This is a genomic window from Aromatoleum evansii (genome assembly GCF_045689615.1).
GTDB lineage: Bacteria > Pseudomonadota > Gammaproteobacteria > Burkholderiales > Rhodocyclaceae > Aromatoleum > Aromatoleum evansii.
The window spans coordinates 3,837,552-3,862,660 of record NZ_CP141259.1 but is presented as its reverse complement, the minus strand read 5'-3'; the positions used below and the strand labels follow the sequence as shown (position 1 = coordinate 3,862,660).

The following is a 25,109-nucleotide window of genomic DNA, read 5'->3' as shown; positions in this document are numbered from 1 at the left end:
CGATCCGGGCTGCCGTCCGGCGCCCCATCTCACGGGAGTGCCCGCACATGTCGGAACCCATCGCAACACCGATTTGCGCGCCGCCGGATCCGGTCGGGCGCGCCTTGTTCTTCCTGTCGCGGGCGTTCGCGGGCGCGGGTGGCCTGGTCCTGCTGTCGGTGGCGGTGATGTCCGTCGCCAGCATCGGCAGCCGGGTGTTCGTGGGCACGGCCCTGCTGGGTGACTTCGAGCTCGTCCAGATCGGCTCGGCGATCGCGGTCACAGCCTTCCTGCCGTGGGGGCAGATGCGCGGCAGCCATGTGCTGGTCGACTTCTTCACCACCGGCGTGTCGCCGCGCTGGCGCGCACGCCTGGACGGTGTCGGGGCGCTGCTGCTGGCCGCCTGTGCGGGACTCGTCGCCTGGCGCATGGCGATCGGCACCGTCGGGCTGAAGGACAGCGGCGAGACCTCGATGCTGCTCGGCGTGCCGATCTGGTACGCCTACGCCTGCATGACCCCGTCCTTCCTGCTGCTGGCGGCGACGGCCCTCTATACGGCGCGCTCGAAATTCCGGGGAGAAGGCGCATGAGCGGCATCGCGATCGGCGGAATCTTCTTCGGCATCCTGATAGTGCTTCTGGCGCTGCGCGTGCCCATCGCGATCTCGATGCTGCTCACCGGCATGGCCGGCTACGTCACGCTGGCGGGATGGGATCCGCTGCTGAGTTACCTCAAGACCGCGGCCTACGGGCGCTACTCGATCTACGACCTGTCCGTGGTGCCGCTCTTCCTGCTGATGGGCGGTTTCGCGTCGCGCGGCGGCTTGTCGAAGGCCTTGTTCGGCGCGGCCGAGTCGCTGATCGGCCATTACCGCGGCGGCGTCGCGATGGCGGCGGTCGGCGCGTGCGCGGGCTTCGGTGCGATCTGCGGCTCCTCGCTCGCGACGGCGGCGACGATGGGGCAGGTGGCGCTGCCGGAGCTGCGGCGACTGAACTATTCGCCCGCGCTGTCCACGGCGGCGCTGGCGGCCGGCGGGACGCTGGGCATCCTGATTCCGCCGTCGGTGGTGCTGGTGATCTATGCGATCCTCACCGAGCAGAACATTTCCAAGCTCTTCGCCGCCGCCTTCCTGCCGGGCATCCTCGCCGCGATCGGCTATATGCTCGTGATCGCGCTGTACTGCCGCGCCGTGCCCGATGCCGGCCCTGCGGGCGAGCGCAAGCCGTGGAGCGTCCGCCTCCGGGCACTGATCGACGTCTGGCCGGTGCTGGCGATCTTCGTCGTCGTGATCGGCGGCATCTACGGCGGCTTCTTCACGCCGACCGAGGCGGCCTCGGTCGGGACGATCGCCGCAGGCATCCTCGCCGTGGCGAAGGGAATGCGCTTCGCCGGGCTGATGGAGGCCCTCTACGGCGCCGCCGAGGCGACGGCGATGATCTTCCTGATCCTGCTCGGCGCGGACGTGCTCAACGTCTTCCTCGCCCTCACGCAGATGCCGGCCGAGCTCGCCGCGTGGGTCGCCCAGTCGGGCCTGCCGCCGCTGGTGGTGCTGTTCGCGATCATCACGATCTACGTCTTCCTCGGCTGCGTGATGGACAGCCTGTCGATGATCCTGCTGACCATCCCGATCTTCTTCCCGATGATCATGGGCCTGGATTTCTGGGGCCTCGACCAGACGGACAAGGCGATCTGGTTCGGCATCCTCGCGCTGATGGTGGTCGAGGTGGGCCTGATCACGCCGCCGGTTGGGATGAACGTCTACATCATCAACAGCCTCGCGAAGAACGTCTCGATGGCGACGACCTTCCGCGGCATCGTGCCCTTCCTGGCGTCCGATGCCCTGCGCGTGGTGTTGCTGGTGTTCTTCCCTCCGATTTCGCTGTTCCTGGTCCAGTACACCGGTTGAATCCGCGGACGCGCGCTGCCGCGTCCGCCTTGAATGGAGAGATGCGAATGAATGCTGCTGAGATCCTGCTGTCGGTCGGCGCCGATGGCGCAATAGCCATCGAATGCGACGAGCGGCGGGTGAGCTACGCCGAGCTGCGGGAGCGTGTGCGGCGCGCGGCCGGAGCCTGGCAGGCGCTGGGGCTCGCTCCCGGCGAGCGCGTCGTCGTGTTCGCGCCCGACAGCGATGACTGGGTCGAGGTCTACCTCGGCGCGATCTGGGCCGGCGGTGTCGCCATCGGCGTCAATCCGCGGCTGTCGATGGCGGAGCTCACGCCCATCCTGAAGGAATGCGAGGCACGCTTCGTGTGGTGCGAGCCGGCGCAGGCGGACGACCTGCAGGGTCTGGTCGCGACCCTTCCCGGTGCACCCGCGATGGTCGGCAGCGGCGTCGCCGACCGGGACTGGACGCAGGCGCTCGCACGTGCCGAAGAGGTCGAGCCCCTGCAACTCGACGCCGAGGCGCCCGCCCTGTGGATCGGCACCTCCGGCACGACCGGCACGCCCAAGGGGGTGATCCACGTCCAGCGCGTCGTCGACAACGCCCACTCCTTCGCCTGTAAGCTCGCCGGTCTGACATCTGCGGACCGGCTGTATGCAAGCTCCAAGCTGTTTTTCGCCTACGCGCTCGGCAACAGCCTGTTCGCGGGCCTGCGTGCCGGCGCCACCGTGATCCTCGACCGCGACTGGCCGACGGCCGAGCGCGTCGAGGAGATGGTCGCGAAGCATCGCCCGACGCTGCTCTTCAGCGTCCCGACGCTGTACAACAAGATGCTGCAGACGGGTGTGGCGGCACGGCTCGCGGATCGCGGCATCCGCCATTTCGTGTCGGCCGGCGAGGCGCTGCCGCTTGCGATACGCCAGGGCTGGCGCGAGCAGACCGGATGCGGCCTGATCAGCGGCTACGGCACCTCCGAGACGCTGTGCCTGATGCTCTACAGCGACGACGACTCCGGCTTGATGCGCCCGACGCCGCTGACCGAGGTGCGCTTCAATCCCGACATCGATGCGGATCTGCCGCAGCGCATCTGGGTGCGTCACACCACGGTCGCCGTTGGTTACTGGAAGCGCCCCGAGGCGCAGGTGGATTTCGACAACGGCTGGTTCTCGCCCGGCGACATGTTCCTGCGCCACGCAGATGGCCGTCTCGAATACGCGGGTCGCAACGACGACATGCTGAAGATCGCCGGCCAGTGGGTCAGCACGCTGTGGGTCGAGCAGGCGCTGGCGGCGCATTGCGGCGACGCCCTGCAGCAGATCGCGGCAGTCGGCGTCGATTCGGCGGACGGCCTGACGGCACTGGCGGTGCTGGTCGTGGCCGCGCCGGGACGCTGGGCCGAGGCACGCCAGCGGTTGGAGGACGGCATTGGCGCACTGCCGGGCCATCGACGTCCGCGCTGGGTACACTGGGTTGATGCGCTGCCGCTGACGCCGACCGGCAAGCTGCAGCGCGGCCGGCTGCGCGCGCTGCACGAGCGTCACGCCGCTGCCGCCGCCTGACGACCTCCATTGGGTGGCCTGGTTGCGGGCCGCCCACTGAAGCATAGAAGGCTGTCGCGGGAAGGCCACCCAGCAGCTGCCAAACCATTCGACCACCGAGGAGACAACATTGTCCAGTAAAGACGCCGTCGACGTTCAGTCCTTCATCGATCATCAGCCCTTCTCGGGCTTCCAGTGGCTCGTCTTCATCCTGTGCTTCCTGATCGTGCTGCTCGACGGTTTCGACACCGCGGCGATCGGCTACATCGCGCCGTCGCTTATCCAGGAGTGGGGCGTCACCAAACCGGACCTGGCGCCGGTGTTGAGCGCCGCGCTGTTCGGGCTTGCAGGCGGGGCGCTGATGTCCGGCCCGCTGGCCGACCGCCTGGGGCGCAGGTTGGTGCTCAATGTGGCCGTGCTGGTGTTCGCACTCGCGAGCCTAGTGTCCGCATTCGCCTCCGATCTGCAGAGCCTCACCGTCCTGCGCTTCCTCACCGGGATCGGCCTCGGCGCGGCGATGCCCAACGCGGTGACGCTGATCAGCGAATTCTCCCCGACGAAACGGCGCGCGCTGATCACCACGGCGATGTTCTCCGGCTTTCCCCTCGGTGCGGCGTTCGGCGGCTTCCTCGCGGCGTGGATGATCCCGCATTTCGGCTGGCGCAGCGTGCTGGTGCTCGGCGGGGTCGCTCCCATCCTGTTGCTCGCGGCGATGCTGGTGTGGCTGCCGGAGTCGGTGCGTTACATGGTGGCGAAGGGCGTGTCGACCGAGCGGATCCGTTCCGTGCTCGGCCGCATCTCCGCCGCCGCTGCCGGCGCCAGCGCATTCAGGCTCACGGAGACGGTCGCCGTGGCGCACGGCAAGAGCGGCCTGGGCGTCGTGCTGTCGCGCTCCCGCATCGTGGGGTCGGTGATGCTGTGGTTCGCCTATTTCATGGGGCTGGTGATCTTCTACGCGCTGATCAACTGGATGCCCATCCTGTTCAAGGAAGCCGGCCTCGATCCGAAGACGGCCACGCTGATCTCCGCGCTGTTCCCGCTCGGCGGCTGCGCGGCAGTGTTCGTCGGCTGGCTGATGGACCGCTTCAACGGCAACCGCATCGTCGCCATCGCCTACGCACTCACCGCGGTCTCGGTGTATTCGATCGGGCAGGTGGTCGGCAATGTCGGGGCGCTGGTGGTGGTGGTGTTCCTCGCGGGCACCATGATGAACGCCGCCCAGGTGTCGATGCCGGCGCTCGCAACCACCTTCTATCCGACCCAGGGCCGCGCCACCGGCGTTGCCTGGATGCTGGGGATCGGCCGCTTCGGCGGCATTGCCGGCTCCTTCCTCGTGGCCGAGCTCGCACGCCGGAAACTCGGGTTCAGCGAGGTGTTCATGGTCGTCGCCATCCCCGGCCTGCTGGCCACGGCGGCGCTCATCCTCAAGCAGTTCTTCCATCCCGAGACGGCCGCCGAGCAAGGCGAGACGCCGGAAGGCGGCGCACTGTACCTCAAGGAACAAGTGCAGGGCGCCCACTGAGCCCATTTTGCTTGCCGCCTCGATAACCGGGCTATGATCCGACCTGAGTCGTGAGAACCGGGACAAGATGCGCGCCGATCAGCTGGATTTCTACTCCCTGGTGGAGTTCTCGCCCGACAGCGGGGCGATACAGTTCAGCGGCCGGCGCGCGATCCTGCTGCACACCGACGCGATGGGGGCGCTGCGCAAGGAGCTGGTCGAGACGCTCGGCGCCGACATCGCGAAGGTCATCCTGACCCGCTACGGCTTCAGTTGCGGCTTCGAGGACGCGGGCCTGCTGCCCGGCTTCATGCACCCCGACACGCTGGAGGAGTTCGTCCGCGGCGGGCCGCGGGTGCATATGTTCTCGGGCATCGCCGAGGTCGAGACGCATAGCGTCGAGGTGGACCGCGAGCAAGGGCATTACCGCATGAGCGGCAACTGGCGCCGCTCGTACGAAGCCGAACAGCACCTCCGTCTCTTCGGGCGCTCCGACGAGGCCGTGTGCTGGACGCTGGCCGGCTACGCGTCGGGCTTCGCGTCCTACGTGTTCCAGACCGACATGATCTGCGTCGAGCACGAATGCGAAGGGCGCGGCGACGAGCACTGCTCGTGGACGCTGATGAACGCCGCGGACTGCGCGCCGGAATTCGAAGGCCTGCGCAAGTACTTCCAGCCCCTCAACATCAAGGACCGCATCAACGTCCTCGAAGGCAAGGTGTACGAGCGCACGCGCGAGCTGGAAGCGTCGGAACAGCGCTACCGCAACCTCATCGAGGACCTGCCCGAGATGGTGTTCGCGCTGCACGTCTCGGGCCGCATGCTGCAGCTCAACAAGGCCGGGCGGACGCGGCTGGGCATCACGCCGGAGCAGCTGCCCAACATGCGCCTGCGCGACCTCGTCCTGCCCGAATACCACGTGGCGGCGTCCAACTTCCTCAAGAGCATCGCCAACGCGCGCGCGGCTACGCGGCTCGACGTCGTCATGCGCGACGCCGCCGGGCTGCCGGTGCCGATGCGCCTGCAGGTCGAGCCGGTGTTCAAGGACGACAAGATCGTCGGCTACAGCGGACTCGCCATCGACATCACCGCGCAGCAGGAGCGCGAGCGCAAGCTCACCGAGTACGCCGCGCGCCTCGAGAACCGCGAGCAGCAGATCCAGGACATCATCAACGACGCGGTGTATGTCCTCGATCTCGACGGGCGCTTCAGCTTCGTCAACGCACGCATGGCCGAGCTGCTGGGCGTGCCTGCGGATCGCGCGATCGGCCGCAGTTGCGCGGAGCTGATGCTGCACTCCTCGGCATTGCGCGTCGAGCGCGACTTCCGGCGGCGTCTGTCGGGGGAGGGCGGGCCGCCGTTCGAGATCATGCTCGCACCGGGCGGCGCCCCGAACCGTCTGCTGGAAGTCAGCTCGGCCGTGCTGTCGACGGACGAGCGCCCCGAAGGCGTCATCGGCGTCGCCCGCGACATCACCGCCCGGCGCGAGATGGAACGCCAGCTCGCGCAGGCCAACCGGCTCAGCGCGCTCGGGCAGTTCGCGTCGGGCATCGCGCACGAGATCAACAACCCCCTCGGCCTCGTCTCCGGCTTCGCCGAGGAGCTGCAGGCGCTGATGGAGTCCATCCCCGGGGCGCAGTCGAACCCGGACTTCGACGTCCTGCGCCAGGGGCTCACCACCATCCAGGAACAGGCGCAGCGCTGCAAGGCCATCACCGACAACCTGCTGCTGTTCTCGCGCAAGCAGGCCGTGCCGCTGGAAATCGTCGATGTCGCGATGCTCGTGCGCGAGCGCCTGGAGTCATATCGAGAACTCGGCCTGACCCGCGGTCTCGACGTCGAACTGCGCACGGAAGGGCCGCTACCGCCGGTCGCGACCAACCCCACGCTGCTCGATCAGGTGCTGCGCAACCTCGTGAAGAACGCCCGCGACGCGATGGACGGGCGGGGCCGCGTCCTCGTCGCGCTGCGCCCGGCGAGCGGCGCCGTGGAACTCGACGTCCTCGACGAAGGCCCCGGTCTGCCCTCCGGCGTCATCGACCACGTCTTCGATCCCTTCTTCACCACCAAGGCGCCCGGGCGCGGCACGGGGCTGGGCCTATCGATCTGCTACGGAATCATGTCCGAACTTGGCGGGCGCATCGAATGCGGCAACCGTCCCGAAGGCGGCGCATGGTTCCGCATCCATCTGCCCGCCGACGAGGCGGGCGCCGACGGGGGCGCCGAGGCATGCATGCAATGAAAGGCCATGTACTGATCGTCGATGACGAAGCCCTGTACCGGCAACTGCTCACAAGTCGCCTCGGGCGAGCCGGCTACCGCCTGAGCGAGGCCGCCGACGGCGAAGCCGCGCTCGAATGCGCGCAGCACGGCGGCGTCGATCTCGCGCTCGTCGACATCAAGATGCCCGGCATCGACGGCATCGAAGTCCTCAAGCGCCTGAAACAGCTCGATCCCCTGGTCGAAGTCGTGATCCTCACCGGCCACGGCAACGTCGACAGCGCGATTGCTGCGATGAAGCTGGGCGCTTTCGACTACCTCTCCAAGCCGTACAAGCTCACCGAGCTCGACATCATCGTCGAGCGCGCGCTGGAAAAGCGCATGCTCGCGCGCCGCTGCGCAGCCCTCAGCGCCGAAGTCGCACACCTGCGCGGCGCTGACGACACCGCCGTGATCGGCGAGAGCGAAGTGTGGCGGCGCACCCTGGAGCTCGTGCGCCGCGCCGCGCCACTCGACCTGCCGGTACTCATCACCGGCGAGAGCGGCGCGGGCAAGGAGATCGTCGCCGGCCTGCTGCACCGCTGGAGCCCGCGGGCGCAGGAATCCTACGTCCCCCTGAACTGCGGCCTGCTCGACGACGACCTGGTCGAAAGCGAACTCTTCGGCCACAAGCGGGGCGCGTTCTCCGGCGCAAGCGCCGACAAGGAAGGGCTTTTCGACGTCGCGAGCGCCGGCACGCTCTTCCTCGACGAGATCGGCGAACTTCCTGCCGCCTGCCAAGCGAAGCTGCTGCGCGTGCTCGATTCGGGCGAGTTCCGGCAACTCGGCGCCACCGCGCTGCGACGCACCAACGCACGGGTCATCGCCGCGACCCACCGCGACCTCGACGCGCTGGTGGCCGAAGGCAAGTTCCGGCACGACCTGCTCTACCGGCTCAACGTCGTGCACATACCGGTGCCACCCCTGCGCGAGCGCACCGAGGACATCCCCCTGCTCGTCGACCACCTGATTCGCCGCAGCGCCCGCGGCGCGGCGCCTCCCCGGCTCGCGCCCGCTGCGCTTGCGCGCCTGTGTGCCTACAGCTGGCCCGGCAACGTGCGCGAACTGCGCAACGCCATCGAGCGACTCGTCGCCTTCAGCGATGGCCCGATCATCGACGAAGACAACGTATGCGCGATCCTGCGCCTGCCGCTCGAAAACCGCGCGCCGGAGCCGTCGCCCACGCGCATCTTCGGGGAAATCCTGCCGCTCGAACACATCGAGCGCGACTACGTCACCTGGGTGCTGGAGCAGCTCGGAGGCAACGTCAGCGCCGCCGCACAGGCGCTCGGCGTTTCGCGCTCCACCGTTTACCGCGTGTTGCGCTCGGCGGCGGTCGAATAGGAAAAGGGCAGGGCGCTCACTCCGCCGCGAGGTTGCGGCAGATCCGCTCGAGCAGCGCGATCGTCTGCGCGCGCTCCGCCTCGGTCATGCCGGCGAGCGCCTTTTCCCGCACGACGACCCCGGTCTGCGCGATGATCTCCAACTGCGGCCGCGCCGCCGCGGTCAGGTACAGCTGGTGCGCCCGCCGGTCAGCCGGATCCGGCCGCCGCTCCACCAGCCCCTCGTTCGCCAGCTGGTCGATCATCCGCACCAGCGTCATCGGCTGAATCTCCAGCCGCTCGGCAAGTGCCACCTGCCGGATCCCTTCGTTGCGCTCCAGGTGGATCAGCACGCGTGCCCGCGCGAGCGTCAGCGGGCTGTCCTGGAGCGTGGCGACGAAAGCGTGCCGCATCAGGCGGGCGGCGTCGGCAAGCAGGAGGGTGAAGCTGGTTTCGCTGAGGGTCACGGGAGCGGCGTCGAGATAATAAGCTCGGCTGATTATAAAACCGTGCAGAGGGCGCGTGAAGGGCGATCGACCTGCAAGGGCCGTGGCGCGGCGTGTCCGGTGTGCCTCCGCGTTCAGTGATCAAGGCGACAATCGAGAGCACCGTTTGCGCAGGGGAGTCAATGCTCGCTGGCTTAGCTCGCGGCCTCGAATGCAGGATGAAACTGAACATTGCCGCGAGCTGAGGAAGCACCGAGCGCGAGCGACAGGCAAAACTCCTGGGGCACACCATCAACCGTGAGCGCAGGATTGCTCTCAAACCCGAAATGCCTGTAGAACGCTGGGTCGCCTACGAGCACACACCCACTTGCTCCGATCTTCCGGAGTTCGGCGAGGCCCGCTTCCATCAGCGCATGCCCGATCCCTCGGCGCTGGTACTCCGGTTCCACCGAAATGGGGCCGAGCCCGTACCAGCCAACGGCGCCATCACTCACCCCTACTGGAGAGAGCGCGATATGCCCAAGGATGCGACCGCCGTCTTCGGCAACGAGCGAGACGGTCAGCGCGTCAGCGGCTCGCAGGGCACGGATGATGAACTGCTCCGTTTGATGGCTGTATGGATGAGAGAGAAAGGCTCGCCGAGTTAGCTGTTCAATTGAAGTCTCGTCGGCAGGTGTTTCAGAGCGGATAGTCAGAGTCATAGGAAAGGAGCGCTACCGTACCTTGGGCCAAGAATGGGCTGCATGTCGAGTCATTTGTGTTATTCCATTTGCTCAATAATTCAGTCCGCCCTGCGGCCTCCCGGAATACGGTTCCAGAGCCACCTTATGACGCGCAGGAAATAGTAGTCTGCCCTTATTTTTGTCTTTGCGTCCGGTCCTTCCCGTCAGTCACGAGGGGGATGCGGGCAAGCTCCGACAATGCACGAAAGTTATCACGATCTCCACGCATGGTGACAAGATGCGAACCTGCGGGGCCACGTAGATGCAGATCAAAGTAACTGATCTTCTTGAAGGCATTCGCCCGGGTGTATTCGCGAACATCGAAAAAGTATGGCGTACCGACCCTCGTTCTCAAGGAAATGCCGAGAACGTCTCGCGTCACCGTTCCGTCTCTGCGGATCGATAAAGTGGCTGGCAAATATACGAGGGCGAACATTGTGATCAGCAGTGCCAGGAAAACAGAAAATCCAAAAAATATCAGCAATGCTTTTTCAGCGCCTGGAATCGCGCCGAATCCTCCAGTCTTTCTCGTCATCAAATTCCATACGAACTCAAAGAGGTAGGCATAGAATGCGACTGAAAGTGGTGCGAATGCGAGGCATACAGTCCGCTCAGTGTGGCGGATCTCGCCGCCATTGAAATTTCGATTCCATTTCAAACTCATGATGGTGAGGTGGCCTTAACTGCTATGTGCTGCGTTGAATGGTCCGGTGCATTGTAGGGGTAGACGAATTATTGAACGTCATGGCTTTCCGCGCATTTCAGACACCCCGCAAGCTTCTCGTTCTTTCGTCCGATCATGTGGTAGAGGCCAAAAACAAGAAAGCCAGCGATCAACACAATAAATCTGGTTGCAGGTCCGCTTGATTCAAGAAAAATGAAGCAGATGAGTAACAATAATGGCACGCCAACCAGCGCCGCTCCAATCATGTCGGTAATGCAGTACCTATGCTTTACGGAGCTATGTAAGACGCCTCCGCACTTGGGGCACTTTTGATCAGCGACAGGTGGGATTTTTGCCATGCATATTGCCTAAAGTATGACATAACCGGCGCTGCGCGGCATCATCGCGCAGCGTCCGTGTTGTTGGATGGGTTAGCCGTTCGCCTCTTAGTCATTTGACCGACCCAAGCAAGCTCGTCACGTCAAGGCCGTCAAAGTCAGCAATGTCTCTCAGCTTTATAGGTTTTGAGAGGCTGAATTTCTTCCAGGTTTCTTTGAATTTCTCGTCTCCGCCTTCCTCTGCGTCTTGATTGACGTTTTCTTTTATCAACATCTTTTTCGTCATAAGGTTGATGCTGACCGATTTTTCAGTTATCGGCCCACGACTCTGATCGCTATCGAAACCAATTAGCTCGAAATCGGAATTCTGATACCGAAAGTTGTACGTCCAATAACCATACCTGCCATGCGCGTAGTGAACGAGTAGATTGCCTTTCTTTATAGAGACGTCGAGTTCAGGAGGAAAGTAAACGCCGCCATCTTCATTTTCAGATGAAAAACAGTCGCGATTTTCCAGCGCAAGCTCGTAACGATCATTATTTTTGAGTGCAATGATGATCCCTCTTCGGTTCCGATCCAATTCCCCGCGATACTCATCCTTGACGAAGCCGGCTTTATCCGTACCCTTGATAATTAGAACGTAATCCACTTGATTATCTTTGTTTAGGTCTCCCTGAATTTGCTGAAAAACAATATGTCCGACAGGGACAAACTCTGTAGGCGATTTTGCTGTTTTTGGTGTCACCTGTCCGAGGGCATTTGTTCCAACTCCTAGGAGAACGATAAATACAAGGTTTTTCATTCCATATCTCGATGGTTGGTAGAGATAAGACGGCTAACGTGGAATCTATGGACTCCCCCGATATTGCAAGACGATCTTGCGGATGTTCCGAACAAACCCAGCTGCAACAATCTATCCGGCCTACTGTGCAGCCCGTCGGCTGCGGCCCTGATGAATTTCGTGCCGCGCACGCCTCATTAGCTTAGCGGCCTGGTATCGGCCAACCACGTTATCAGGCTGGTGTGCGCGTCGGCTGGCGCCGTCATCCCATCAACACGTCTCGCTCGCAATACTCTGGCAGGAACCTCCTGGTTGAAATTTGTCTCTCGCTCATGCCGTCGCGGTCGCCGCTACACGGTAGTCGGTGCCGCGGGTGAGCATCGCCCAGATGATACGGGCATTTTTTGCGGCCAGCGCAACGGCCGCCACGTTGTTGCACGCGCGTGCCTTCAGGCGTTCCACCCACAGGCTCTTGCGGTCGGTTCGCGCCCCCGTCAGTCGCAGCGCCGAGCGGGCGCCGTGAATCAACAAGGTGCGCAGCACCACATCGCCGCGTTTGCTGATTCCGCCCAGCACGGTTTTGCCGCCGCTGGAATGCTGGCGCGGCGTGAGCCCCAGCCACGCGGCAAACTGCCGGCCGCTGGTAAAGGTGGTCGCCGGGCCGACGCTGGCCACGATGGCCGAGGCCGTTACCGGGCCCACGCCTTCGATTGCCATGAGCCGCCGCGCGGCTTCGCTCTGTTGCGCGAGGGTCGAGATCTTGCGGTCGTAGTCGAGGATGCGTTCGTCGAGGGTGCGCAAGCGGTCGTGCAGCTCGCCGAACGTTTCGCGTGCGAGTACCGGCAAGTTGCGCGCCCCGGCACCGATCTCGGCGAGCAGTTTGCGCGCACGAGCGATCCCGGCGCCGGCGACGATGCCGAATTCCCCGAGCAGGCCACGCACCTGATTGACCAGCGCGGTGCGCTCCGACACCGTCAGCGCCCGCGCCCGATGCACCGCGAGCACCGCCTGGGCTTCCTCGGACTTGACCGGCACGAAGCGCATGTTCGGCCGCCCGACCGCTTCGCAGATCGCTTCAGCGTCGGTGGCGTCGTTCTTGCCGCTCTTGCGGTACGGGATCACGAACTGCGCCGCCATCAGGCGTGCGTCATGGCCGAGCCTGATCAGTTCGCGCGCCCAGTAGTGCGAACCGGCGCACGCTTCGATGCCGATGAGGCAGGCGGGCCGGTTGGCAAAGAAACCGAGCACCCCGCCGCGCGCGAGCGTCTTGCGCAACACCGTCCTGCCATGCGCATCCACGCCATGGAGCTGAAAGACGGACTTGGCGATATCGAGACCGATGCGGGTAATCGTCATGGCACACCTCCTTCCTGCAGACCAGCAGCGGCTCACGCTGCGATACCGCCAGTTTCCCGAAGACGGGAGGGGGAGTCCATTTCATTAGCTTCAGCCGACGGCAAAAAGCAAAGCTTTTTGGCGGTCGGCTGCAAGCGCTTGTTAGGCAAAACGTTTCGCTCCATTGAAGGGATCGGCTATCAGAGTGTCCAATGCAGGCACCAAGTGCGATGGTATTTGGGCCATACCGGGCTGCTTGCTGGCGAGCCATTCGCGTAGGGCCCCGTGCTCAATGAGAACAGGAGAGTCGAAGTAAACACCATGGGCACCGGCTCCTGGAACGGCCGAGTTTTTGAATTTGAACTCGCCCTTCCATCGCCCACCGCCGGCGAGAGAGAATTTCTCTTGGGCTCTGTACATATAGCCGAGTGCGTAGGTTCGACCGCCATTTTCCGCGCGGACCTCAATAACGTACACGTCGCCGCCGCGGGCCGCGTGGGTGGCTTCAGGCTCCTTCGATGTGTACGAGTACGGCGTTTTCCGAACATCCTTCATGATGTCGGACAGGGGGCCGTGGTCGGAAACGATGTGCTTTACAGCATATGCTGGCAACTTGGCCTCCACTCTGTTCGCCTAAGGCCACAATGCGGCGGCGAAGCCGTCCGCCTTGACGTAATGTCTGGCACCGAAAGATCAGTAACTAGTTTCGCTAATATCCCAACCACCCCAACCCCATGCTGAAAGCGTTAAATGGATGTAGGTTGTTTTTTTATCACTAATTTCAGCCGCAATCTCTCGCGACGGCCTATTCTCAACGGTCTGAGTGCCAAATAGATGCCTCCCTGAAGGCAAATATGCCGTCAATATTTCGCCGCCACCAATTGATCCCAATTTGCGGCCATCAAAATAAACGTCAATCCGATAGGCATGCATCGGCCAGCTGTCGCGTTTGAATACGACCTTACCAGTCCCTTCTCGATATTCAGTGATATTCTTGTCTAGAATATTTGATTTGTCAGTTGCTATGGCGATTCTTTCGTCCGGTACTGATGCACATCCGACCAATCCGCCTAGCATTAACATTGCGACCAATGTGCGCATTATAGACTCCTCGTTGAATACAAAATTTGATATGGCGGGCGCAATAGGCACGAGTGCTTTGCGTGCGCTGGTTCAATCAATGCAGGCCATGAATAACTGCAAATGCCGTCATTTCTAGAACTGCCTAACGTGGAAATCACCGGACGGCAAAAGCGCAGCTTTTGACGGTCCGGTGCATTGCAGGGTTAGACATTAACTTCTTGGAGAGAAAGGACGCGCATCTTCCCGTTGCTTGAAATATTTTCTTCCGTGAGCATTGATCCGAATCGATCCATCCACTCGATTTGATTCTGTCTAATGCGATCTGAGCCGCCTTTTACCTCACAGAAGAACCAATCCTTCGTCACTGGCTGAAAAACGAAAAGATCCGGCTGTCCAGACTCGTTTTCGCAAAGCCATTGAAACGTTTTGGGTGTAAGGATTTGCTGCAGCGTCTTACGCTTGTTGGGATGGCTCTTTGATGTGTATTTTTCAACGAGGCTTATATAGCCAGTTGCCTCGAACAACAAGACTGCACTGAGCCACTCAAAGAAATGGTAGCGTCGTTGATGCTCGGTGTTCAGAACACGCTCATCATCTTCGTCGAAAATCTGTGGATACCGCCGTCGCCAGTCTCTTACCAAAGTTCCGTCACGAAAGCGCTCTCGTTGATCTGTATGAAAAGAAAAGAGAAAGTCTGACTGCATTTTTTCGAGTGATGTCTAACGTTCAAAATCACCGGCCTGCGCGGCTCTTCGCGTAGGTCAGGTGCATTGCAGGGTTAGCCGTTGCGTGCTCATACACCGAACTGAAGATCAGAGACTTTGAAGCCTCCGAGATACGGTAAAGGATTCAGCCATGCCCCCTCGACATTGCTGGTGGCAACGGTCAAAAGGACAAACAGGGAAAGCAGACTTCCCCGTTCAGAATTTGCAATTGCCCACCGGATTTCAGGATGTGTCTTTCGAGCCTCGGGCCGAACAAACCCGTATGGAGCATTGTCGTAGTTGAGAAAACCCTTACCGAGCACGAAGACGCCCTCAAGGGCCGGGCTTGCGATCGCAGAACGATCACCTTCCGCAGGCATTGCTGGCTCCACAATTCCTCCGACCTGATAGACCTCTTTGACCCAAGTATGAACAGTCTCCATCTTTGCAGGGCCATCGTACGCGACAACAAAGGAAAGGATACTTGGTGGAATATATCCGCTTGAAAAGCTCTTGATCTCATGCTTCTGGAGCGCCTTCGCGTTCCGGGCTGCGCCAACCGCCTGCGCGACCCCCGCCTTATCAAGAGTCGACTTAACTTCGATTGTCGCTACGACCGACTCGGCGAGAAAACCGCTTATGCCGCCGCCGAAATCAAGGCGCGGATAGTTTCGCTTGTATATGACAATATCGAATTGATTGCGCTTCCCACCGGGTTGGGATTGAGAGTCGATGATCTCGCCACTGCCGATAGCGACTGTGGAATTCAAATGCGATTCGAGAAATTCGCGAATAAAGGCTTCGCGCGGCGTCCCCTTGTGTAGAGAATGGCCAGAATTGGCAGGTATTTTCGAGATTGCGAGAAGGTGATCCTCGACGGCATTGATGTGAGCGATGAGCATCAGTGTTCTCTTGAAGAGGGCTAACGACGGTGTAGAAAAACCCGATTTCCGGGCAAGCGATCGATGTCGGCGATAGCCGACGATGACTTGTTCGTCATGTTGCGGTCCGGGTCAGCCTGATTCCGTCATACGATCGGTTTCCGTCGTTCGCACGCTGTCGCCCTGTATGTGGAGCGGCATGCTGCCGTGGCGTGCCGCCCTCATTGCGCATACCCGTGGTGCGCCAGCTTCTCGATGTTGTGCACGAGGCAGTAGAGCTTCCATTGCCCGTCGACCTTGCATCGGCCGCGCAAGGTGAAGCGATGGAGGCGCTTGTTGTTTCTCAGATTGCCGAAGACCGGCTCGACGGTGGCAAAGCGCGCGGTGATCATGCGCTTACCCGTGTCGGTGTCGATCCGCCGTTTCATCCGCTCGGTGTGACTCTCTTCGCAGGCGCGCTTGCCCTGGAAGAAGGCGACCTGGCGCGTCTTGGTCTTGGCGGGAGTGCGCAGGCACTGGTCGCGCAGCGCGCACGGCACGCAGTCGCGTTCGGCGCCGCGAAATTTCATCGCCGCGTAGCCGTTGAAGGTGCAGTTCGAGCCGTTCGAGTACAGTTTCTTGCCCGCCGGGCAGAGGCAGTGAGAGCGGTCGTCGGCCAGCGTGAAATCGGCAGGCCGGAAGCAGCGCGTCTTCCCGTCCACCTTCCGTTTGTCCCACAGCGGATCGGGCTTCGCCTTGTGACGCGCTTGCCCGGTATAACGGGCGTCTCGGCTGCGGTAATCGTTGTCGCAGATGTAGGCGTCGATCCCGCTGTCGGCCAGCGCCTTCAGGTTCGCTTCCGAGTGGTAGCCCGCGTCGGCACAGATCGTCGTCTCGGGCGTGCGGAACGGCCCGGTCGCCTCGACCACTGGCAGGAGCAGTTCCTGCTCGGAGCCCGTGCCGTGCGCCTGGGCGTCGACGACGATCTGGCTCTTCGCATCGACTGCGGCCACCCCGGTGTAGCCCTGGATCACGCCTTTGCCGGTCGCCATCTTGGCCGACTCATTGTCGGTGCGATTGCTCAGCCGCGGTTTGCCTTTGGCGCTGCGCCGCTCGTCGGGATGTGCGTCCAGCCAGGCGCGGATCTTCGCCGCCTCGGTGTTGAGGCGCGCGACGGTGCGTGCGGCGCGCGCGGCCTCGGGGTCTTCGCCGTTCAAGTCGGCCGTGGCGTGGCTGACCATGATGCGCTTGACGGCCGTCTCCATCTTGTCGGCCTCGCGCAGGAAGTCCGCACGGGTACCGCTCCTGGCCTTGCTTGCGTTGGCCGGCAGCTTCACCCCATCGATGGCGAAGAGTTCGCGTCCGATCAATCCTTGCCGATCGCAAATCATCAGCACCCGGGCAAAGATCCGGGCCGCTTCGTCACCAAGCTCGGCGACGAAGCCGGCGATCGTCGTGAAGTGCGGTGCGCTGTCGCCCGAAACCGCCATGAACAGCACGTTGTCGCGGCAGGCTGCGGCGATGGCACGCGAACTCACCAACCCGCGCGAGTACCCGAGCAGCACGATTTTCAGCAGCACGGCCGGGGAGAACGCCGGCGCGCCCGTCGTCTCATTGCGGTAGCGCGCGTGTAGTCCGGAAAGATCGATCTCGTGGTCGACCAGATGACAGAGTGCGTGCTCGAAACTCCCCGCAATCACCTGCCGGTCGAAGTCCACCGGGATCATTTTGAGACCATAGTCGGGTGTCTTGAAGCGGGGCATCGCGGAACTCCGGGAGGCGTTGCCGAATTATACCGGAGGCATTGACGCGTGCGCTGCGAACGGGGTTTTTCTACAGCCTCAACGTCGGGCTTCAGCGGACGGCGAAATGCGCAGCATTTTGACGATCCGCTGCAAGCAATTGTTAGACTTGATCGTTCGATTTCTCTTTGTTAACAAGACGTTTGATAACCTGCTCGACTATCTTTGCTTCGGTTTCCGTAAACTGGGCTTCATCACCACTTCCGGTGGTAGCGACTTTTTGTTTCAGTTTGAATAGCCGATAGCCCCCATAGCCAAGCCCTGCCGCTCCGCCAATTGCAGCACCGCCGACGGCGACAGGTACCCAGATGGGAGTGGAAGAAATTATTCCGGCTGACATCAGCGCGCCAGTGACGCCAGTTGCCCCGACCGTTGTTCCAAATATTCCGGCACTACCGATAACGCTACCCGCAATACCGGAAAGATATAAGGCTCCTGCTCCAAGTGCGGTAGTGCCAGCAGCGAGGAGGCTTCCGATAGCTGCGGTACTCAAATACGTTCCCGCGACATACCCGGCTGCCGAGGTGACGATCATGCCGCCGGCAGCATGTGGAACGAGCGTGCCACCTGCAGCAAGCGCGGAGATTATCGGGATAAGTGGCAGTGACATATGTACTCCTCCGAGTCGTTCTTTGCGCCTAACGTTGGGTGCAAGCACCGGTTAGGTAGCACGCATTACGGGGCAACGCATTTGAACTGAAGCGTCGCACTACTGGTTCTGACGAACGGGATCGCGTCTTTGAGCTCAAGATTCATCGTTTCGACGCCCTTGTTCGTGCGCGCACAAAATTCGTTGGCTTCTGTATAGATGTCGGCGCGAACGCCTCCTGATGTTCCGAAAATGCCGGCAGCGCTCTGCTTGGAGATCATGTAGGTACCACGATCCGCAGGGACGACGCCGGTAGACGCACAGCCAGCCAAGGCGATAGAAAGCAGAAAGACGGTGAATCGCATCTGCGGCCCCAACGAATGATGTAGTCGACGAAGGGTAAATAGTGTCATACGGGTTTTGCCTAACGACGGTGTAGAAAAACCCGATTTCCGGGCAAGCGATCGATGTCGGCGATAGCCGACGATGACTTGTTCGTCATGTTGCGGTCCGGGTCAGCCTGATTCCGTCATACGATCGGTTTCCGTCGTTCGCACGCTGTCGCCCTGTATGTGGAGCGGCATGCTGCCGTGGCGTGCCGCCCTCATTGCGCATACCCGTGGTGCGCCAGCTTCTCGATGTTGTGCACGAGGCAGTAGAGCTTCCATTGCCCGTCGACCTTGCATCGGCCGCGCAAGGTGAAGCGATGGAGGCGCTTGTTGTTTCTCAGATTGCCGAAGACCGGCTCGACGGTGGCAAAGCGCGCGGTGATCATGCGCTTACCCGTGTCGGTGTCGATCCGCCGTTTCATCCGCTCGGTGTGACTCTCTTCGCAGGCGCGCTTGCCCTGGAAGAAGGCGACCTGGCGCGTCTTGGTCTTGGCGGGAGTGCGCAGGCACTGGTCGCGCAGCGCGCACGGCACGCAGTCGCGTTCGGCGCCGCGAAATTTCATCGCCGCGTAGCCGTTGAAGGTGCAGTTCGAGCCGTTCGAGTACAGTTTCTTGCCCGCCGGGCAGAGGCAGTGAGAGCGGTCGTCGGCCAGCGTGAAATCGGCAGGCCGGAAGCAGCGCGTCTTCCCGTCCACCTTCCGTTTGTCCCACAGCGGATCGGGCTTCGCCTTGTGACGCGCTTGCCCGGTATAACGGGCGTCTCGGCTGCGGTAATCGTTGTCGCAGATGTAGGCGTCGATCCCGCTGTCGGCCAGCGCCTTCAGGTTCGCTTCCGAGTGGTAGCCCGCGTCGGCACAGATCGTCGTCTCGGGCGTGCGGAACGGCCCGGTCGCCTCGACCACTGGCAGGAGCAGTTCCTGCTCGGAGCCCGTGCCGTGCGCCTGGGCGTCGACGACGATCTGGCTCTTCGCATCGACTGCGGCCACCCCGGTGTAGCCCTGGATCACGCCTTTGCCGGTCGCCATCTTGGCCGACTCATTGTCGGTGCGATTGCTCAGCCGCGGTTTGCCTTTGGCGCTGCGCCGCTCGTCGGGATGTGCGTCCAGCCAGGCGCGGATCTTCGCCGCCTCGGTGTTGAGGCGCGCGACGGTGCGTGCGGCGCGCGCGGCCTCGGGGTCTTCGCCGTTCAAGTCGGCCGTGGCGTGGCTGACCATGATGCGCTTGACGGCCGTCTCCATCTTGTCGGCCTCGCGCAGGAAGTCCGCACGGGTACCGCTCCTGGCCTTGCTTGCGTTGGCCGGCAGCTTCACCCCATCGATGGCGAAGAGTTCGCGTCCGATCAATCCTTGCCGATCGCAAATCATCAGCACCCGGGCAAAGATCCGGGCCGCTTCGTCACCAAGCTCGGCGACGAAGCCGGCGATCGTCGTGAAGTGCGGTGCGCTGTCGCCCGAAACCGCCATGAACAGCACGTTGTCGCGGCAGGCTGCGGCGATGGCACGCGAACTCACCAACCCGCGCGAGTACCCGAGCAGCACGATTTTCAGCAGCACGGCCGGGGAGAACGCCGGCGCGCCCGTCGTCTCATTGCGGTAGCGCGCGTGTAGTCCGGAAAGATCGATCTCGTGGTCGACCAGATGACAGAGTGCGTGCTCGAAACTCCCCGCAATCACCTGCCGGTCGAAGTCCACCGGGATCATTTTGAGACCATAGTCGGGTGTCTTGAAGCGGGGCATCGCGGAACTCCGGGAGGCGTTGCCGAATTATACCGGAGGCATTGACGCGTGCGCTGCGAACGGGGTTTTTCTACAGCCTCAACGTTTGAATTCACCGGCCTGCGCGGCCTTTCGCGCAGGTCCGGTGGAATGAGAGGTTAGCCATCATGAGGTTACAGAGAGGGATCCGATGCGCTCACGAATCAACTCACAACATGCGTCGATTGCCTCAACGATCTTCTTGTTGTTTTCTCGGCTCTTCTCCCAATACTCTTTATGCCAGCCGGACTCCTTGTATTGGTATTCAATTGACTCGGTATGGCAGAGGTTGAATATATCTACCAAGGATTCATAAACAGAATGAGCGTAGAAGGGCCTGTTCTGTTCCATGGCATCTCTGAAGGAAAAGAACGCCTCTCCAAATGCCTTGAGGCGTCTTTGCATCCGATCTTCTTCAGATTCATTCGGATCGACATGGTCCATGACCGGACGCAGGGAGAGAGTTCTTCCCCGAAGCTCTACAAGCAATGCCCAAATAGTCTGGTAGATCGCGAATTCCTTATCGAATTGAGCCTTGCTGACATGAATAGAACTATCCATGGCTGCTTTCAACTTAGTGTTGGTTTCGGCCAAATCGGCTTTGAATTTCTCCATGCGCAGATTGCCAAAGTAGGCGATAAGCCCAGTAACTACGGCTGAAGCGCCACCGAGTGTGCCAAGAACGATGGATAAGAGTTCCATGGTGAGTGTCGTTGATGGCTAACGACGGTGTAGAAAAACCCGATTTCCGGGCAAGCGATCGATGTCGGCGATAGCCGACGATGACTTGTTCGTCATGTTGCGGTCCGGGTCAGCCTGATTCCGTCATACGATCGGTTTCCGTCGTTCGCACGCTGTCGCCCTGTATGTGGAGCGGCATGCTGCCGTGGCGTGCCGCCCTCATTGCGCATACCCGTGGTGCGCCAGCTTCTCGATGTTGTGCACGAGGCAGTAGAGCTTCCATTGCCCGTCGACCTTGCATCGGCCGCGCAAGGTGAAGCGATGGAGGCGCTTGTTGTTTCTCAGATTGCCGAAGACCGGCTCGACGGTGGCAAAGCGCGCGGTGATCATGCGCTTACCCGTGTCGGTGTCGATCCGCCGTTTCATCCGCTCGGTGTGACTCTCTTCGCAGGCGCGCTTGCCCTGGAAGAAGGCGACCTGGCGCGTCTTGGTCTTGGCGGGAGTGCGCAGGCACTGGTCGCGCAGCGCGCACGGCACGCAGTCGCGTTCGGCGCCGCGAAATTTCATCGCCGCGTAGCCGTTGAAGGTGCAGTTCGAGCCGTTCGAGTACAGTTTCTTGCCCGCCGGGCAGAGGCAGTGAGAGCGGTCGTCGGCCAGCGTGAAATCGGCAGGCCGGAAGCAGCGCGTCTTCCCGTCCACCTTCCGTTTGTCCCACAGCGGATCGGGCTTCGCCTTGTGACGCGCTTGCCCGGTATAACGGGCGTCTCGGCTGCGGTAATCGTTGTCGCAGATGTAGGCGTCGATCCCGCTGTCGGCCAGCGCCTTCAGGTTCGCTTCCGAGTGGTAGCCCGCGTCGGCACAGATCGTCGTCTCGGGCGTGCGGAACGGCCCGGTCGCCTCGACCACTGGCAGGAGCAGTTCCTGCTCGGAGCCCGTGCCGTGCGCCTGGGCGTCGACGACGATCTGGCTCTTCGCATCGACTGCGGCCACCCCGGTGTAGCCCTGGATCACGCCTTTGCCGGTCGCCATCTTGGCCGACTCATTGTCGGTGCGATTGCTCAGCCGCGGTTTGCCTTTGGCGCTGCGCCGCTCGTCGGGATGTGCGTCCAGCCAGGCGCGGATCTTCGCCGCCTCGGTGTTGAGGCGCGCGACGGTGCGTGCGGCGCGCGCGGCCTCGGGGTCTTCGCCGTTCAAGTCGGCCGTGGCGTGGCTGACCATGATGCGCTTGACGGCCGTCTCCATCTTGTCGGCCTCGCGCAGGAAGTCCGCACGGGTACCGCTCCTGGCCTTGCTTGCGTTGGCCGGCAGCTTCACCCCATCGATGGCGAAGAGTTCGCGTCCGATCAATCCTTGCCGATCGCAAATCATCAGCACCCGGGCAAAGATCCGGGCCGCTTCGTCACCAAGCTCGGCGACGAAGCCGGCGATCGTCGTGAAGTGCGGTGCGCTGTCGCCCGAAACCGCCATGAACAGCACGTTGTCGCGGCAGGCTGCGGCGATGGCACGCGAACTCACCAACCCGCGCGAGTACCCGAGCAGCACGATTTTCAGCAGCACGGCCGGGGAGAACGCCGGCGCGCCCGTCGTCTCATTGCGGTAGCGCGCGTGTAGTCCGGAAAGATCGATCTCGTGGTCGACCAGATGACAGAGTGCGTGCTCGAAACTCCCCGCAATCACCTGCCGGTCGAAGTCCACCGGGATCATTTTGAGACCATAGTCGGGTGTCTTGAAGCGGGGCATCGCGGAACTCCGGGAGGCGTTGCCGAATTATACCGGAGGCATTGACGCGTGCGCTGCGAACGGGGTTTTTCTACAGCCTCAACGTTCGTGCTCAGCGGGCGGCAAAAGCATAGCTTTTGACGGTCCGCTGCAGCTAATGGTTAGCAACGGTTTTCCCCTGTTCGTCACCTGAGGACAAGTGAAACCTTACGAGATGAATGGCCAAGAGAAATGCTGGGAAAGTCCAGATTATGGGGGCTATTAGCGCGAGAAAAAGTTTGCCGATTGTCAGAGATGCCCCGCCGGTGGACGACAGGACGTTCGCAAAATACAGAATGCTAAGAAGGGCAGCAACAGATCCCGACGCTGGCCAATAGGTCTCTAATCGCTTGTTTGCGATCCAGTTGATGCACATCACGAGATGAGCTATCCAGGCATAAAGTACGACGAAGCCGGCTAGAAAGAATAAATAACTTTGAGGAGAATCAAACATTGAGGGTCTGGCGATCATTACAAGGGAGAGTCCTGTTGCTCCCAAAGAGGAGAAGATCCCGACGGATGAGGTCGCATAGGCGACAATGGCAAGTAGTATTCTCATTTTGGCTAACGTATGGTCGACACCAAGTGTCGGCGTAAAAGTGTTATTGGACATGGCGGATAAACCGGCCACGGCTGGCAAGTCATTGGTCTAGCAGGTATGATGTGTATATCCATGCAGCATGCTGTCCGATAACATGGATCAAGACCTTCCTTCTGTCGGTTCGAGTGCGCCGTGCTTGCTCGATCTTGTTCGGGATCGGCTGCGGCTCAAGCACTACAGCCTACGTACCGAGCAGGCGTATGTTGGTTGGATCAAAAGATACATCATTCATCAGGGTCGGCGCCATCCGACGGACATGGGAAAGCGGGAGGTTGAGGCATTCTTGACGTCTCTCGCTGTCGAGCGCGACGTGAGTGCGGCGACGCAGGGGCAGGCTTTGTCGGCGATCCTGTTCCTTTACCGGGAGGTGCTCGAGCAGCCCTTGCCGTGGCTCGATGAGGTGACGCGGGCGAAGCGGCCCGCGCGCTTGCCGTCGGTGATGTCGCGCGAGGAAGTGCAGCGGCTGATTGCGGCGGTCGACGATCCACTGGTGAACCTGATTGTCGCGCTCCTGTATGGAACCGGGATGCGCCTGCTGGAGGGATTGCGGCTGCGGGTGAAGGATCTCGACTTCGCGCGCGGCGAGATCGTGGTGCGCGAGGGGAAGGGCGACAAGGATCGCGTGACGATGTTGCCGGGGAGCCTGGCCGAGCGGTTGCGCGCGCAACTGTCAGTGGTGCGTGCGCTGCATGCGGCCGAATTGCAGGCGGGGCGAGGGGAGGTGTGGCTGCCGCATGCGTTGGCGACGAAGTATCCAGCCGCCGGGAAGTCCTTGGGTTGGCAGTAGGTGTTTCCCGCGGCTGGACTGTCGGTGGATCCGCGTTCAGGGGCGGTGCGGCGGCATCATGTCGGTGAGAAGCGGGCGCAGCGCGCGGTGAAGACGGCTGCGGTGCGGGCCGGGATCGTCAAGCCGGTGAGCCCGCACACCTTGCGGCATTCGTTTGCAACGCATGTGCTGGAGGCGGGCTACGACATCCGCACGGTGCAGGAGCTGCTCGGGCACTCGGATGTGTCGACGACGATGATCTACACGCACGTCCTGAACCGGGGCGGGCGCGGCGTGCGGAGTCCGCTCGACGTGGTGGGCTGATCCGGTCGGACGCGCCTGTCGCAAATCTGGACACTGTCTGAATTTGCGAATCGAGCACCCCGGTCCGGCGGCGGCCCGTGTCACGGTAGCGAGGCGGTGCTGCCGCGGTGCAGGAGTGTCTGTATTTCAGACACGGTCACCGTCTTCCTGGTGCCGCGTGGTCGGCCGCGCATTAATCCCAAGTATCTGTAAATAAAGCAGAAGAGCGCATCCGTGCAAAACGGGCATTGCTCTTGCGTTGTCTCGTCCGAACAAGTTGGAAGGCCAACAATCAGGAGGAGACGAAGATGTACGCAAGGAGATTGGCCGTTTGCCTGGGAAGCGTGGCGGCGCTAGTGGCCGCGGGCGGGGCGCAGGCGGCGTGGCGGGACGGTGGCGAGGTGTACGACAAGGTGTGCCGCTATTGCCACGAGGCGAACGTGGGGCCGGTGTTGAAGGGGCGCGCTTTGCCGGTGGAGTACATACAGCGGGTGGTGCGCATGGGCAACCGGGCGATGCCGGCGTTCCGGCCGAGCGAGATCGACGAGGCGACGCTTGCGGACGTGGCGCGGCGGGTCAGCGGTAGTGCGGCGCTTGCGCAGGAGTGATGCGTCATGGATAGACGGATTTTCCTGAAAGGGGTGTTGGGGGGCGGCGCGCTGGGAGCGGTGCCGCTGGCTGCCACGGCGAAGCTGGGCGAGGTGGGCACCATGGAGTCGGCGGTGATGGTGGTGGCCCAGGCGGAGTCGCCCGAGGCTCTGGCGATGGCGCGTGGGTTGGCGGCGGAGCTGGGTGTGCGGGCGGTCGTGGCGAGCGTGTGCGAGCTGGGCAGTTTCCCGGGCGTGACGGCCTTGCTCGACCGCGCTGGGCAGGGGCGCGTGATCGGGGTGATGGACGACGCTTCGGCGCTGATCTTCCAGCAGATCGCGGCGGCGCGCGGTGCGGGCCTCGTGATGGATACGCATCAGCGCATCGGGGCGGCGAGCCTCGTTTCCTTCGCGATCAACACCTGACGCGACGCGCGGCAGGCACAAGTACAACGGAGACAA

Annotated in this window: 24 protein-coding genes and 1 pseudogene; 9 read left to right on the top strand and 16 right to left on the bottom strand. The window is 62.2% G+C overall.

The window, feature by feature from the left end; genetic code table 11:
• Positions 1-47 precede the first annotated feature (47 nt).
• The 6 genes from U5817_RS18085 (at position 48) to U5817_RS18060 (ending at position 8,506) form a co-directional block, all read left to right on the top strand.
• A complete protein-coding gene (locus U5817_RS18085) occupies positions 48-569 on the top strand; it encodes a TRAP transporter small permease (protein ID WP_407278321.1) in 522 nt (173 codons plus the stop codon).
• Positions 566-1,885 (top strand): TRAP transporter large permease, encoded by a 1,320-nt coding sequence (locus tag U5817_RS18080; RefSeq protein ID WP_407278320.1) that lies wholly within the window; start codon positions 566-568, stop codon positions 1,883-1,885. The genes U5817_RS18085 and U5817_RS18080 overlap by 4 nt, the downstream gene beginning before the upstream one ends.
• A gap of 47 nt (positions 1,886-1,932) precedes the next feature.
• Positions 1,933-3,423: an AMP-binding protein gene (locus tag U5817_RS18075; RefSeq protein WP_407278319.1), complete on the top strand. Its 1,491-nt coding sequence runs from the start codon at positions 1,933-1,935 to the stop codon at positions 3,421-3,423.
• Between the two features lie 109 nt (positions 3,424-3,532).
• On the top strand, positions 3,533-4,924 hold the full coding sequence (locus U5817_RS18070) for an MFS transporter (RefSeq protein ID WP_407278318.1): 1,392 nt from the start codon (positions 3,533-3,535) through the stop codon (positions 4,922-4,924).
• Positions 4,925-4,991: 67 nt separating this feature from the next.
• The gene (locus tag U5817_RS18065) at positions 4,992-7,145 is read left to right on the top strand and encodes a PAS domain S-box protein (protein WP_407278317.1); all 2,154 of its coding nucleotides are present in this window, start codon (positions 4,992-4,994) and stop codon (positions 7,143-7,145) included.
• Positions 7,142-8,506 carry a sigma-54-dependent transcriptional regulator gene (locus tag U5817_RS18060; protein ID WP_407278316.1) on the top strand — a complete coding sequence of 455 codons (1,365 nt, stop codon included), beginning with the start codon at positions 7,142-7,144 and terminating at the stop codon, positions 8,504-8,506. Before U5817_RS18065 ends, U5817_RS18060 begins: the two co-directional genes overlap by 4 nt.
• Before the next feature lie 16 nt (positions 8,507-8,522).
• Here U5817_RS18060 and U5817_RS18055 read toward each other — a convergent pair whose 3' ends face one another.
• The 16 genes from U5817_RS18055 to U5817_RS17980 all read right to left on the bottom strand — a co-directional run bounded on the left by U5817_RS18055 (position 8,523) and on the right by U5817_RS17980 (position 23,003).
• A complete protein-coding gene (locus tag U5817_RS18055) occupies positions 8,523-8,951 on the bottom strand; it encodes a MarR family winged helix-turn-helix transcriptional regulator (protein WP_407278315.1) in 429 nt (142 codons plus the stop codon).
• Positions 8,952-9,124: 173 nt separating this feature from the next.
• A complete protein-coding gene (locus U5817_RS18050) occupies positions 9,125-9,631 on the bottom strand; it encodes a GNAT family N-acetyltransferase (protein ID WP_407278314.1) in 507 nt (168 codons plus the stop codon).
• A 154-nt stretch (positions 9,632-9,785) separates the two neighbouring features.
• Entirely contained in the window at positions 9,786-10,316 is a 531-nt protein-coding gene (locus U5817_RS18045; protein WP_407278313.1) for a hypothetical protein, read from the bottom strand.
• A 450-nt stretch (positions 10,317-10,766) separates the two neighbouring features.
• Entirely contained in the window at positions 10,767-11,456 is a 690-nt protein-coding gene (locus tag U5817_RS18040; protein WP_407278312.1) for a hypothetical protein, read from the bottom strand.
• A 309-nt stretch (positions 11,457-11,765) separates the two neighbouring features.
• The gene (locus U5817_RS18035) at positions 11,766-12,791 is read right to left on the bottom strand and encodes an IS110 family transposase (RefSeq protein ID WP_407278311.1); all 1,026 of its coding nucleotides are present in this window, start codon (positions 12,789-12,791) and stop codon (positions 11,766-11,768) included.
• A gap of 141 nt (positions 12,792-12,932) precedes the next feature.
• Positions 12,933-13,394, bottom strand: a complete 462-nt coding sequence (locus tag U5817_RS18030) for a hypothetical protein (protein WP_407278310.1) — start codon at positions 13,392-13,394, stop codon at positions 12,933-12,935.
• 69 nt (positions 13,395-13,463) lie between these two features.
• Positions 13,464-13,871, bottom strand: coding sequence for a hypothetical protein (locus U5817_RS18025; protein WP_407278309.1), 408 nt, complete (start codon positions 13,869-13,871; stop codon positions 13,464-13,466).
• A gap of 185 nt (positions 13,872-14,056) precedes the next feature.
• The gene (locus tag U5817_RS18020; RefSeq protein ID WP_407278308.1) at positions 14,057-14,557 is read right to left on the bottom strand and encodes a VRR-NUC domain-containing protein; all 501 of its coding nucleotides are present in this window, start codon (positions 14,555-14,557) and stop codon (positions 14,057-14,059) included.
• 89 nt (positions 14,558-14,646) lie between these two features.
• Positions 14,647-15,459 carry a DUF6602 domain-containing protein gene (locus U5817_RS18015; RefSeq protein WP_407278307.1) on the bottom strand — a complete coding sequence of 271 codons (813 nt, stop codon included), beginning with the start codon at positions 15,457-15,459 and terminating at the stop codon, positions 14,647-14,649.
• A gap of 200 nt (positions 15,460-15,659) precedes the next feature.
• A complete protein-coding gene (locus tag U5817_RS18010; RefSeq protein WP_407278303.1) occupies positions 15,660-17,180 on the bottom strand; it encodes an IS1182 family transposase in 1,521 nt (506 codons plus the stop codon).
• A gap of 142 nt (positions 17,181-17,322) precedes the next feature.
• Positions 17,323-17,829 (bottom strand): hypothetical protein, encoded by a 507-nt coding sequence (locus U5817_RS18005; RefSeq protein ID WP_407278306.1) that lies wholly within the window; start codon positions 17,827-17,829, stop codon positions 17,323-17,325.
• 65 nt (positions 17,830-17,894) lie between these two features.
• Positions 17,895-18,173 (bottom strand): hypothetical protein, encoded by a 279-nt coding sequence (locus U5817_RS18000; RefSeq protein WP_407278305.1) that lies wholly within the window; start codon positions 18,171-18,173, stop codon positions 17,895-17,897.
• Positions 18,174-18,412: 239 nt separating this feature from the next.
• Complete coding sequence (locus U5817_RS17995) at positions 18,413-19,933, bottom strand: IS1182 family transposase (RefSeq protein WP_407278303.1); 1,521 nt, start codon at positions 19,931-19,933, stop codon at positions 18,413-18,415.
• Between the two features lie 144 nt (positions 19,934-20,077).
• Positions 20,078-20,653, bottom strand: coding sequence for a hypothetical protein (locus U5817_RS17990; RefSeq protein WP_407278304.1), 576 nt, complete (start codon positions 20,651-20,653; stop codon positions 20,078-20,080).
• Between the two features lie 198 nt (positions 20,654-20,851).
• Positions 20,852-22,372: an IS1182 family transposase gene (locus U5817_RS17985; RefSeq protein ID WP_407278303.1), complete on the bottom strand. Its 1,521-nt coding sequence runs from the start codon at positions 22,370-22,372 to the stop codon at positions 20,852-20,854.
• Between the two features lie 133 nt (positions 22,373-22,505).
• Positions 22,506-23,003 carry a hypothetical protein gene (locus U5817_RS17980; RefSeq protein WP_407278302.1) on the bottom strand — a complete coding sequence of 166 codons (498 nt, stop codon included), beginning with the start codon at positions 23,001-23,003 and terminating at the stop codon, positions 22,506-22,508.
• Positions 23,004-23,085: 82 nt separating this feature from the next.
• Between U5817_RS17980 and U5817_RS17975 the strand changes: the two are divergent.
• From U5817_RS17975 to U5817_RS17965, 3 genes and pseudogenes are all read left to right on the top strand, one after another.
• Positions 23,086-24,081, top strand: a pseudogene (locus U5817_RS17975) (integron integrase).
• Between the two features lie 287 nt (positions 24,082-24,368).
• Positions 24,369-24,668, top strand: a complete 300-nt coding sequence (locus U5817_RS17970) for a cytochrome c (RefSeq protein WP_169129758.1) — start codon at positions 24,369-24,371, stop codon at positions 24,666-24,668.
• A 6-nt stretch (positions 24,669-24,674) separates the two neighbouring features.
• Positions 24,675-25,073: a hypothetical protein gene (locus U5817_RS17965; protein WP_407278301.1), complete on the top strand. Its 399-nt coding sequence runs from the start codon at positions 24,675-24,677 to the stop codon at positions 25,071-25,073.
• Positions 25,074-25,109 lie beyond the last annotated feature (36 nt).